Raw genomic sequence first — 11703 nt, 5'->3', positions numbered from 1 at the left:
AAATGTTGTCGGTGATGTTGATCTGGTTCGGACCGCTCGCGCCCGAAGCCATGAAGGTCAACGTCTGGCCGTCGACCGTGATGGTGTCGCTGACCGCGAAAGCCGATGAGAGGACTTCCGCGCCGCCCGCAGTCGCGGCGCCGCTCAGCACCGTGGAGCCGTTGATCGAAGGCGTGGACAGCACGTTGCCGCCGCGGTTGATGCTGCCGATGCCCAGCGCGGTCGTTACCGCGCCGCTGGTGACCGAAACGTCGGTCGAGACGCCGGTGGCCATCTGGATGTTGCCGCTGGCGGTCAACGTGGCGGTGACACCCGCGCCGCCGGCGGTCTGGATTGCGGTCAGGATGCTCTGGACCGTCGCGGTGGTACCGGCGCCCAGGCCGATCGTGGTGTTGCTGCCCACCGTCGAGACGGTGGTGCCGTTGTTGAAGGTGACGGTGTTGCCGTTGATCGTCAGCGTCTGACCGGAGAGTGCGGTCAGGATGCTCGACGCGAGATGAGTACCCGCAGCGGCGTCGAGCGACGTGGCGGTGCCGGCCGCCGCCGAGGCGTTGTCCTGAAGCCCGACCGTGCCGGTCGAACTCGTCGACGTGTAGGCCGAGCGCTGGTTGCCGGTCGCTGCCGCCCCGGAAAACGTCGCGTTCGTATAGGGCGCGGGAGGCGTGCCCACCGGCAGCGGGTTGGCGGCGAAATCGGACGGATTGATGCCGCCGGCCGCCAGCAGCGTGCCGCTCGCCGATGTGGAGCTTGCCACCGTGTTCGGCTGGGTCGGCAGGTTCGCCGCGTACTGGATCGACGTGGTCGCCTGCGCCGGAATGAAGTTGTTCTGGAATTGCAGCACCGTCGGCACGTTGCCGAGCGGGTTGCCGGTCTTCGGATCGACCGCGACACCCATCAGGTAGTAGCCGGCGCCGTTGACGAGGTTGCCGTTGGCGTTGACCTGGAAGTCGCCGCGGCGGGTGTAGTAGGTGACGCCGTTGAACACCGGCACGTTGTCGACGACGCCGCTCGCCTTCTGCACCGAGAAGAAGCCGTCGCCGGTGATCGCCATGTTGGTGGCGACGCTCGACGACGAGATCGTGCCTTGCGTCGTGATGGTCGCTTGCGCATGCGCGGTGACGCCGCCGGCGACCTGCTTGCTCGGCACCTCGGCGTCGGGGATGAGATCTTCGAAGCTGGTCCCGATGCCCTTGTAGCCGGTGGTGGAGGAGTTGGCGATGTTGCCGGAGATGTTCTGCAACGCGTAGGATTGAGCCTGCAGGCCGCCCACCGAGGTGTTCATTGCATCGAAGATACCCATAACTTCGTCTCCAAATTCGATCCCGGCGGCCGGCCGGACCGTCTGCCCATGGCCGCAATCGGAGGAGACCGTCGCAAGCGTTGTGCCAACGCGGGTATGTTCGTGAAATCAATGAGTTGAAAGAAAAGCCCCGGCCGATCGACCGGGGCACAATTGCCGGCCCGGCAACTCTTGCCGGGCATATCGCTCAGGTTGCGGAGGCCGCCGCCGGGTGAAACACCAGCCCGAAACCGTCGATGCAATAGCGCAGGCCGGTCGGCTTCGGACCGTCGTCGAAGACGTGGCCGAGATGGCCGCCGCAGCGGCGGCAATGCACCTCGGTGCGCACCATGCCGTAGGTGCGGTCCTCGGTCTTGCCGACGTTGTTCTCGATCGGCTGGTAGAAGCTCGGCCAGCCGGTGCCGCTCTCGAACTTGGTGTCGGAAGCAAACAGCGGCAGGTCGCAGCCGGCGCAGGCGAAGACGCCCTTGCGATGCTCCTTCAGGAGCGGGCTGGAACCGGGCCGCTCGGTGCCATGGTTGCGCAGGATCTCATATTGCTGCGGCGTCAGCTGGGCGCGCCATTCGGCCTCGGTCTTCTCGATCTCGAATTTCTCCGTGGCGTTGGCCGGGGTCGCCTTCAGCCAGCGAAGAGCCGAAAGCCCGAACAGACCGGCGACGGTTGCAAGCAGGATGCGGCGGTCAAACATCTCTTTCTCCGTGCGAGAGCAGATCTATCCACGCGCTGAGATACGGACTCCGTGGCGAGACGTTACACGGCCGGACGGCGATGGTTCTCACTTTATTGCGAGTTATTGCGAGATGCCCTCGTCCTGGCGGGCCGGTTCCGGCGGCGGCGCGGGCCGCGCGGAGCGCGGCCGGACCGTCGGACGGCGTGGGCCGGTGCCGGCCAAACGGTTCGCCTCCGCCAGCCGCGCCTCGCGCTCGCGCTCCTTGACGCGCGCCCGCTCGCGGTAGCGCGCCAGCGAGCCGGCCGCGGCGGAACTCGCCCTGCCCCACAGGCCGATGAGCTGGCCCGCGACGCGCCCCGTCGCACCGCCCGCCCAGACCAACTCGAACGGCGAGAACAGGCGCCAGCGCTCGTCGCCCGACAGGATGCCGCGCGCGATCAGCTGGCCGGCCATCGCGGAAGTGTTCATGCCCTGGCGGCCGAAACCGCTCGCCACCCACAGGCCTTTGCGCAGCTGGCCGATCTGCGGCATGCCGTGCACGGTGTGCCCGGTCGCCCCGCCGAAGACCTCGGCGATTTCGACGTCGCCGAGCGCGGGAAAGACGGCGCGGATGCGCCGCCCGATCGCGCCGGCAAAGTGCTGCGGCCGCGCGTCCCAGGTGGTCTCCGGGCTCGCCCACATCAGCCGGTCGCCCTCGACGATGCGGAAATGATCGACGCCGTCGGAATCCATCACCGACCCCTCGAAGGCGACGGCCTCGCGCAGGCGCTCGCCGAGCGGCGCGGTGACGCCGGCATAGCGCCACACCGGCAACAGCGTCTCCGACAGCCGCCGCAGCGGCGCGCCGAGATGGATGTTGCCGGCGAGCACGATGTGGGTGGCGCGCAGCCGCGCCGACGGCGTGACGATGCGCTTGCGGATGCCGGAATGATCGATGCTGACGACCGGCGTGTCCTCGAAGATGCGCGCGCCGGCGCGCCGCGCCAGCGCCGCAAGCCCGTGCACGTATTTGCGCCCGTCCACCTGGAACGCCCTCGGGTAGTAGATGCCGTGGAAATAGCGATCAGTCCTGAGCGCCGCGCGCACGCGATCGGCCTGCCAGCCTTCGACCTCGGTGTCGAATTCCTCGTTCAGGATCTGCAGCCGGCTGATCAGGCGGTCGCCGGCATCGACGTTGGACACTTCCAGCACGCCGTCGGCGAGCCCGATGCCGGGCATCGCCGCTTCGGTGGCGTTGGCGCGCACGAAGTCGGCGCCCTCCTTCGCCAGCATCCACAATTCACGGGCGTCCTCCAGCCCGACGCGCTCGATCAGCTCGGCGAGCGGCAGCGCAAAGCCCGGCATCACGGTGCCGAGCTGGTGGCCCGAGGCGTTCCAGCCGATATATCGCCCCTCGAGCACCGCAACGCTCGCCCCGAGCCGGGCCGCCTCCAGCGCGATGGTGAGGCCGGCGAGCCCGGCGCCCACCACGCAGATATCGGCATCGAGGTCGAACGACAGCCGCGCCCGCTCGCGAAAGCCGGCTTCTTCCTGGGACGCGCTTGTGAAAGTCTCGCTCATGTCGTTTTCTTAAAGTACCGGTCGGGCGCTTGTCACCTTGTCCTCGGCGTGCGGCTGTAGATTAATTTGCTGACGGAACGATTCGAGATTGCCATGCGCCGTTTGATGCTGCTGCGTCACGCCAAGACCGAGACCGACGCGCCGAGCGGCCGTGACCAGGATCGCCGCCTCGACGATCGTGGCCACAAGGACGCGGCCAGGATGGGCGATTGGATCGCCGAGCATCCCCCTTTCCCCGATACCGTGCTGGTGTCGCCGGCGGTGCGGGCGAAGCAGACCTGGGACCTCGCCTGGGAGGCGATGAAGGACCGGGTCGAGGAGCCGCAGGTCGAGCTCCTGCCGGAACTCTACGGCGCCGATCCCGGCCAGCTCCTGGAAACCATTCGCAGCGCAACCGTTCCGGCCAACCCCAAGCGTTTGATGCTGATCGGCCACAATCCCGGCATGCACGAACTCGCTCTGATGCTGATGGGCAGCGGCGACGCCGCCGGCCGCAGGGCGCTCGCCGACAATCTGCCCACGGCGGGGCTTGCGGTCTTCGACTTTGACGTCAAGGATTGGGACGACGTGGCCTATCGCCACGGCAGACTGGCGGCGTTCGTCAGCCCGAAGCTGTTGAAGCAGGCCTGAAGACGACGGGGACGCCGTCTCGGGCCTCCCGATCCGGCTCGTTCGTGAGAGGAACGCTTAGGGGACCTTGGCTCAGGATATCCGGAGGCGCAGATGTTCAAGTCCATTCTCGTGCCCATCGACCTCGCCGACACCGATCTGGCGAAACCCGCGATCGAGGCGGCGGCGACGCTGTCCAGAACCTGGAGCGGCACGGTGCGCCTGCTCAACGTGCTGCCGATGACGCCGGTGATGCTCGCCGAATACGTCCCGGCCGATTTCGACGAGCAGCAGCGTCAGAGCTCCGAAGAGGCGCTCGCCATCGTGGCGCGCGAATCCGGCATCGACCAGGCGCACATCTCCAGCGTGGTGCGGCAGGGCGGCATCTATCACGAGATCCTGGAAGAGGCCTCGGCCATGAAGGCCGACCTGATCGTGATGACCTCGCACCGGCCGGCGATGCGCACCTATTTCCTCGGCTCCAATGCCGGACACGTCGTGCGCTACGCCAAGTGCTCGGTGCTGGTGGTCAGGCACTGAACGGGAGCGCGGCATGAGGACCTGGTGGCGCAAGTGGACCTACGAGGTCCCACTCGCGATCGGCGACGCGCTGTGGGAGGTTCTCGTGTACAACTGGCCGCGCTCCTGCCGAGAGCCCCTCGCTTGCGCGGCGGCCGCTACGGCAGCAGCGCCTCGGGCAGGCGATCAAAACCGTAGCTGCGCGGCTGGTTGTGCCGGATGAATCCGCCGACCTGCCAGGTGAACAGCGCTGCAAAGCCGATGATGAAGAGCACGCCGGAATATTCGCCGGTCATCAGCGCGCGGATGAGAAGGCCGGTCATCGCGACCGCCAGCACCGCGAGCAGCGCGAGCGCCGCCGCATAGGTGGTGCGCCCGAGGCCCGCGCTCAGCACCGCGCGGCTGCCCGCGCCCTGCATTCGCCGGTGCAATTCGACGATGAAGTTCCGATAGCCATTGTCCTGCGCCGCCATCAGCGCTGCCGTCTGCCAGCTCGTCGACAGGATGGCGATGCGGCCGCCGCCCGCGCGGCTCACATCGGCGCGAAACCGGTGCTGCTGCATCGACACCGGACGGAACGACAGCCGAACGGCGGAGATCTCGTCATAGCGCCACAGCCCGGAACGGCCGGCAACGTGCCAGGCCAGGCCGTCATCGGTCAGCTCAAAACGATGGGCCGCGCCGATCAGCGAAGCCTTGTAGGCGTAGCTCGGGGCCGGCGCCGCCTGCCCGTCCGACATCTGCATCTCAACAACCAATCCCGCGAGGCCCTGCGCGAACGCCTTGCGCGGCCGCCGCGCTCCATCCTACAAGCGGGACATGGCCGAAACGACCTTTTTTCCGCGTCACCTGATCCTTGGCGCCGCCGTGATCTCGGGCATGCTGCTTGCGCTCGCGGTGCACATGCTGGGTGCGAGCTACGGGCTCGACCTCGGCGGCCTCTGGCGCTCGGACACGCGCGAATTCATGCCGGCGGGCGCGGCGATCGCCTGGTGGCTGATCGCTACCGTCGGCTTCTCCGGCGGCTATTTGACGGCGACGCTGATGCACAGCGCAGTCTCGGGCCAGATCCCCCAGCGCATGCGGCAACTCCTGATCGCGGTCGGCGTGCTGCTGCTCGCCGGTGCCGGCCAGGCCGCGTCAGCGCCGAGCCCGCTGCCGACGGTGTCGGGCGTGCTGGCCGGCCTCGCCGCCCTGTGCCTCGGGGCCGTGATGGCGTTTTGCGGGGCGCATTTCGCGCTGCGCCGGACGTAGTCGCGGCAAGACTGACGCCGCTCCGATGTCCTTCGCGAACAGTCCCATCGTTGCAATCCTCGCGTTCCGGGGAACACGACGGCACGGCTTGGCAAGCAAGCCGGCCTTTCACCGCGTTCGATTGCTGATGCAGCGCTAACTAACCGGGCCGTCACAGCGATGTTCCGAAAAGCCCGCAAAGCTTGACCTGGAACAAGGGAATTGGCGCCGCAGTTTGCAATGAGGTCCACGCGGCGACTCGAACTTCCTAGACGTCGCCCCAATATGTAGGAGGTGTGACAGAGGGGTCGGCGAGACAGGGAGCCGCGCCTTGTCAAGGGCTGCACAAGCCCCTGTTTTTGCCTTAAGGAACTGGTTATTGCCTTGCGATCGACGCCCCTCGTCGGCTGCGATCGCGCTCAATCGGCAAGCGGCCCGATCGGGTCGCTCCAGCCCCTGCCGGGAGGATGAATGCACGGACTGCTGCCCGCGCTGAAACGCGGCTTCATGAGATGGATCGGCTGGCGACGCCTCGGGATTGCGGCGAGCATCACGATCATCGCCTTCGCGATCACGACGCTCGTGCGAACGCTGAAGGGCATCGACACCAGCGTCATCCTGACCGCACTGACGGAAATTCCGCGCGGCAGCATCGGGCTCGCCGCACTCTGCGTCTTCTGCGCGTTCTGCACGCTGACCTTCTACGACTTCTTTGCGCTGCGAACGATTGGCAAGAAACACGTCCCCTACCGCATCGCGGCGCTCTCCAGCTTCACCTCCTATTCGATCGGCCACAACATCGGCGCCACCGTGTTCACGGGCGGCGCGATCCGCTTCCGGATCTATTCGGATTACGGGCTGAACGCGATCGACGTCGCGAAAATCTGCTTTCTCTCCGGCCTCACCTTCTGGCTCGGTAACATCTTCGTGCTCTCGATCGGCATGGCCTGGCATCCGGACGCGGCCTCCGGAATGGACCAGCTCCCGTCGGCGATCAATCGGCTGATCGCGCTCGGCGGCCTCGCCTCGATCGTCGCCTATCTCGCCTGGCTCGCCATTGGCGAGAGGCGCCGCGAACTCGGCCAGAAGGGCTGGAAGGTGGTGCTGCCGTCCGCGCCGCTGACGCTGGTGCAGATCCTGATCGGCGTGGTCGATCTCGGCTTCTGCGCCATGGCGATGTATCTCTTGATGCCGTCCGATCCGCCGATCGACTTCATGTCGCTCGCGGTGGTGTTCATCCTCGCGACCCTGCTCGGCTTCGCCAGCCACGCGCCGGGCAGCATCGGGGTGTTCGACGCCGCCATGCTGGTGGCGCTGCCGCAGTTCGGCCGCGAGCAGCTTCTGGCCACGCTGCTGGTGTTCCGCGTCCTCTATTTCATGATCCCGTTCGGGATCGCCATCTCGATCATGGGAACGCGCGAGCTCTGGATGAACGTCGTGCAGCCCTGGCAGGAACGGCGGCGGCTGGCGGAAGCCTGCGCGCGGGGCAATCTGCCGCAGCAGGTGACGCCGCTGGAGCGGCCGTTGAAACGGGCGCGACGCTAGGACAAAAGGCGGCTGGACGGGCGGCGCGGGCGGCTTAAGCTGAAGCCTCCTCTTATTTCCGCCTCAACTTTGCCGTTGAAGACGCGGGCCATGATCCGAGCCGACTTCCGCACCCTTCTTGCAGGCCTCCTGCTTGCCGCGAGCCTTGCCGCCACACCGATGCAACGGGCGACCGCGCAGGATGCGCCTGCCCTCCAGATCTCGTGGGAAGTGCGCAACCGCTTCCGGCTGTTTCGCGAGGAACGCGACTTCCTGCTGCAGGTCGAGAGCGCGCGCAGCCGCAGCGTGCTCGCCTCCGAGCAGGCGCTGGAGTTGCTGAGCGACGGCCGCGGCTGGGCCCGCAACGCCGTCAACCGCCTCTGCATCGATCTCGCCGGCCGCGTCAGCGAGCCCTGCACCCGCGACGGCGTCAAGGAAAGCTATCTGACGCCGATCGATCATCCCATCACCGTGCGCCTGACCGGCGCCGTGCCGGTCGGCGCCACCTGCGCCTGGTCGTTCGACGACGGCGACGGACCGCAGGCCTCGACCTTCGACTGCGCCGAGCCCGTCAACACCCGCGTCCGCTACGGCCGAACGACGGTTGCCACCGTCGACGTCTCCTCGGGCTCCGAACCGGGCCAGCGCATAGCGACCGAGATCCGGGTGCGCGACATCTTCGTCGCCGGCCTCGGCGACAGCATCGCCTCGGGCGAAGGCAATCCGGATCGCGAGGTCAAGCTCGCCGACGAGGGTTTTTGCTTCCGCTCCTATCTCGGCGGCGCACAGTACTACCGGCCGAGCCGCGCCGGCTTCAAGGGCGGGCGCGCCTGCGAGGCGCCGGACACGCTCGCCAACTGGCAGCGCTATGGCGCGCTGTGGTTCAACGCCGCCTGCCATCGCTCGCTCTACAGCTACCAGACCCGGACGGCGATGGCGCTGGCGGTGCGCCATCCCCACATCGCGGTCACCTATCTGCCGCTCGCCTGCACCGGCGCCAGCATCCGCGACGGCCTCCTGGGCACCCAGCGCGCGCGCGAATGCCCGCCCGGCAAGAGCGGCAGCTGCCAGGTCACCGTGAATGCGCAGGTCGCGGAATTGCGCGAGGCGCTGACTGCAGCCAAACGCCGCCAGCCCGACCGCAAGCTCGATCTCGTGCTGCTCTCGATCGGCGCCAACGACGTCTATTTCTCCGGCCTCGTCGCCGACGTCATCGTGGATACGGCGACCGAGCGCACGCTGTTCACGCGCTCGGGCGTGATCGCCTCGGTCGACGACTCCCGCGATGCGCTCGGCCGCGTGCTGCCGCAGAGTTTCGCCAGGCTGCGCGAGGCGCTGAAGCCGCTGGTCGGCGGCGACCTCAGCCACGTCGTCTACGTCTCCTACGCCAACCCGGCGCTCGCCGATGGCGGCGTGCCCTGCCGCGGCGGACGCGCCGGCTTCGACGTCCATCCCGCCTTCAACGCCGATCCGCAGCGCCTCGCCCGGGTCTCGACCTATGTCGACACCGAGTTCCTCCCGGCCCTGAAGGGCCTCGCCACCTGCTCGGCCGGCACGCTGTGCCGCGACATCGAGGCCGACCGCATGACTTTCGTCGACGCGCATCAGGCGAGCTTCGCCGACCACGGCTTCTGCGCGCATGCCGGCAGCGATCCCGAGTTCGACCGCACCTGCTTTGCCGAGAACGGCGAGAGCTTCAACCCCGACATCGTGAGCGCGGCGACCCAGCCGATGCTGTGCGGCCGCGGCGCCTCCGAATATCGCGCCTATCTGCCGCGCGCACGCTGGATCCGCGACGCCAACGACAGCTATTTTTCGGCGATGACCTATCCGCAAGGCCTGCCCGCGTCGAGCCAGCCCGCCGACATCCATGACGCGACCTGGGGCGTGCTGTCGGCCATCTATGGCGGCGCGGTGCACCCGACCGCCGAGGGCCACGCCGCGATGGCCGACGCGACGCTACCCGCCGCGAGCGCCGTGCTGGGCCTCGATGCGGTGGCGCCGAACGTCATCGGCGGCCAGTTGCCGCCGCCGGCGCAGCAGCAATAGGCCCGTCGCTCGCGCCGCGTCGTCGCTCGATCCTGGCGATGGTGCGTGGCGGCGAACACGGCGGACGATCGACGGCATGGACTTGGGTCGCCGAATGACGCTATTGGGCATGCGGCACCCTTTGTTCCGGGCCAGAGGCTCGCGAACGATCACCCGTGCCCGGCGCGCCCAAGAGAGCAAGCGATCCTGGAGGAAACAATGACGGCCATCCTGAAGAACCTGATCGGCGGCGAATGGGTCGACGGCGCCGGCATCACCAGGAACATCAATCCGTCCAACACCAACGACGTGGTCGGCGAATACGCCAGGGCCGACAAGGCCCAGACCGAAAAGGCGATATCGGCCGCGAAAGCCGCCTTCCCCGCCTGGGCGCGCTCCACCCCCCAGGAGCGCTACGACGCGCTGAACAGGATCTCGATCGACATCCTTTCGCGCAAGGAGGAGCTCGGCAAGCTGCTCGCCCGCGAGGAGGGCAAGACCCTGCCCGAAGGCATCGGCGAGGTCGCGCGCGCGGGACAAATCTTCGCGTTCTTCGCCGGCGAGGCGCTGCGGCTGACCGGCGAGAAGGGTCCGTCGGTGCGCCCCGGCCTCGAGGTCGAGATCAGCCGCGAGCCGCTCGGCGTCGTCGGCATGATCACGCCCTGGAATTTCCCGATCGCGATCCCGGCCTGGAAGATCGCGCCCGCGCTCTGCTACGGCAACGCGGTGGTGTTCAAGCCGGCCGAGCTGGTGCCGGGATCGGCACACGCGCTCTCCGAGATCATCGCCCGCTCCGGCATCCCCGCCGGCGTGTTCAACCTCGTGGTCGGCTCGGGCTCGGTGGTCGGCCAGACGCTGCTGGAGCACCCCGACGTCGCCGCGATCTCCTTCACCGGCTCGGTGTCCACGGGACGCAAGATCGCGCAGGCCTGCGTGCTGTCGACGCCGATGAAGAAGTTCCAGCTCGAGATGGGCGGCAAGAATCCGCTGATCGTGCTCGACGACGCCGACCTCAAGGTGGCGGTCGAATGCGCGGTCAACGGCGCCTATTTCTCCACCGGCCAGCGCTGCACCGCCTCCTCGCGCCTGATCGTCACCGCGGGGATCCACGACCGCTTCGTCGAGGCGCTGACCGAGCGGTTGAAGGGCCTCTCCGTCGACGACGCGCTGAAGGCCGGCGTGCATGTCGGCCCTGTCGTCGACCAGAGCCAGCTCGACCAGGACCTGCGCTACCTCAAGATCGGCAAGGACGAGGGCGCGAAGCTGCACTGGGGCGGCGAGCTCTTGAACCGCGAGACCCCCGGCTACTATCTGCAGCCGGCACTGTTCACCGAGGCCAGCAACGCCATGCGCATCGCGCGCGAGGAGATCTTTGGCCCCGTTGCAGCCGTCATCCGCGCCAAGAACTACGAGGAGGCGCTGGCGATCGCCAACGACACCGATTTCGGCCTCGCCTCGGGCATCTGCACCACCAGCCTGAAATACGCCTCGCACTACAAGCGCAACAGCGAGGCCGGCATGGTGATGGTCAATCTGCCGACCGCCGGCGTCGACTATCACGTGCCGTTCGGCGGCCGCAAAGGCTCGAGCTACGGCGCCCGCGAGCAGGGCTCATACGCGCGCGAGTTCTACACCACGGTGAAGACCGCCTACACCAACCCCGGTTGAGGCTATGGACCAGTCGACCGCAGCGAAGGATCAGCCCCGCTACATCAGACTCAACGCGCGCGACAATGTCGCGATCGTGGTCAATGATTTCGGGCTGCCCGCGGGCTCGCGCTTCGCCTGCGGCCTGACGCTGCGCGCCTTCGTGCCGCAGGGCCACAAGACGGCGCTGGTCGACATCGCCGAAGGCGCGCCGATCATCCGCTACGGCGAGGTGATCGGTCATGCGGCGTCCCCGATCCTCGCGGGCGAATGGGTGGACGAGGCCCGCATCCGCATGCCGGAGGCGCCGCCGCTCGACAGGCTCGAGATCGCCACGGCCGTGCCGGCGCCGCTGCCGCCGCTCGAAGGCTTCACCTTCGAGGGTTTTCGCAATGCCGACGGCTCGGTCGGCACGAAAAACATCCTCGGCATCTCTTCGTCGGTCCAGTGCGTCAAGGGCACGATGGAATATGCCGTCAAGCGCATCCGCGCCGAGTTGCTTCCCAAATACTCCAACGTCGACGACGTCGTGCCGCTGACGCATGCCTATGGCTGCGGCGTCGCGATATCGGCGCCCGATGCGGTGGTGCCGATCCGCACCCTGCAGAACCTC

11 protein-coding genes are annotated in these 11703 nt (G+C 67.7%); 7 read left to right on the top strand and 4 right to left on the bottom strand.

Annotated features, from left to right (window positions below):
* The 3 genes from KGM94_RS18460 to KGM94_RS18450 all read right to left on the bottom strand — a co-directional run.
* Positions 1 to 1300, bottom strand: a 1300-nt coding sequence (locus KGM94_RS18460; RefSeq protein WP_300262490.1) for a flagellar hook basal-body protein, incomplete at its 3' end; no start/stop codon positions are given.
* Positions 1301 to 1487: 187 nt separating this feature from the next.
* Entirely contained in the window at positions 1488 to 1988 is a 501-nt protein-coding gene (gene msrB / locus KGM94_RS18455; RefSeq protein WP_300262486.1) for a peptide-methionine (R)-S-oxide reductase MsrB, read from the bottom strand.
* 102 nt (positions 1989 to 2090) lie between these two features.
* Complete coding sequence (locus KGM94_RS18450; protein ID WP_300262483.1) at positions 2091 to 3530, bottom strand: FAD-binding oxidoreductase; 1440 nt, start codon at positions 3528 to 3530, stop codon at positions 2091 to 2093.
* Positions 3531 to 3623: 93 nt separating this feature from the next.
* Here KGM94_RS18450 and KGM94_RS18445 point away from each other — a divergent pair, with 93 nt between their 5' ends.
* Together KGM94_RS18445 and KGM94_RS18440 are read left to right on the top strand one after the other, a co-directional pair.
* Positions 3624 to 4160: a histidine phosphatase family protein gene (locus KGM94_RS18445; RefSeq protein WP_300262478.1), complete on the top strand. Its 537-nt coding sequence runs from the start codon at positions 3624 to 3626 to the stop codon at positions 4158 to 4160.
* Between the two features lie 93 nt (positions 4161 to 4253).
* Positions 4254 to 4679: a universal stress protein gene (locus KGM94_RS18440; RefSeq protein ID WP_300262475.1), complete on the top strand. Its 426-nt coding sequence runs from the start codon at positions 4254 to 4256 to the stop codon at positions 4677 to 4679.
* A gap of 137 nt (positions 4680 to 4816) precedes the next feature.
* On the opposite strand, the gene KGM94_RS18435 is transcribed toward KGM94_RS18440, so the two are convergent.
* Complete coding sequence (locus tag KGM94_RS18435; protein ID WP_300262472.1) at positions 4817 to 5404, bottom strand: hypothetical protein; 588 nt, start codon at positions 5402 to 5404, stop codon at positions 4817 to 4819.
* Positions 5405 to 5477: 73 nt separating this feature from the next.
* On the opposite strand from KGM94_RS18435, the gene KGM94_RS18430 reads away from it, so the two are divergent.
* From KGM94_RS18430 to KGM94_RS18410, 5 genes are all read left to right on the top strand, one after another.
* Positions 5478 to 5912 carry a hypothetical protein gene (locus tag KGM94_RS18430; RefSeq protein ID WP_300262470.1) on the top strand — a complete coding sequence of 145 codons (435 nt, stop codon included), beginning with the start codon at positions 5478 to 5480 and terminating at the stop codon, positions 5910 to 5912.
* Between the two features lie 450 nt (positions 5913 to 6362).
* On the top strand, positions 6363 to 7436 hold the full coding sequence (locus KGM94_RS18425; protein ID WP_300262466.1) for a YbhN family protein: 1074 nt from the start codon (positions 6363 to 6365) through the stop codon (positions 7434 to 7436).
* A gap of 90 nt (positions 7437 to 7526) precedes the next feature.
* The gene (locus KGM94_RS18420) at positions 7527 to 9464 is read left to right on the top strand and encodes a hypothetical protein (RefSeq protein WP_300262463.1); all 1938 of its coding nucleotides are present in this window, start codon (positions 7527 to 7529) and stop codon (positions 9462 to 9464) included.
* A gap of 198 nt (positions 9465 to 9662) precedes the next feature.
* Positions 9663 to 11111 (top strand): aldehyde dehydrogenase family protein, encoded by a 1449-nt coding sequence (locus KGM94_RS18415; RefSeq protein ID WP_300262460.1) that lies wholly within the window; start codon positions 9663 to 9665, stop codon positions 11109 to 11111.
* A gap of 4 nt (positions 11112 to 11115) precedes the next feature.
* Positions 11116 to 11703 (top strand): UxaA family hydrolase (locus KGM94_RS18410; protein ID WP_300262457.1); only part of this gene is annotated, 588 nt, incomplete at its 3' end.

Source organism: Bradyrhizobium sp. (genome assembly GCF_028868675.1).
GTDB lineage: Bacteria > Pseudomonadota > Alphaproteobacteria > Rhizobiales > Xanthobacteraceae > Bradyrhizobium.
Note: the sequence above shows the minus strand (reverse complement) of the source record. Positions and strands in the feature narration are given on the sequence as shown.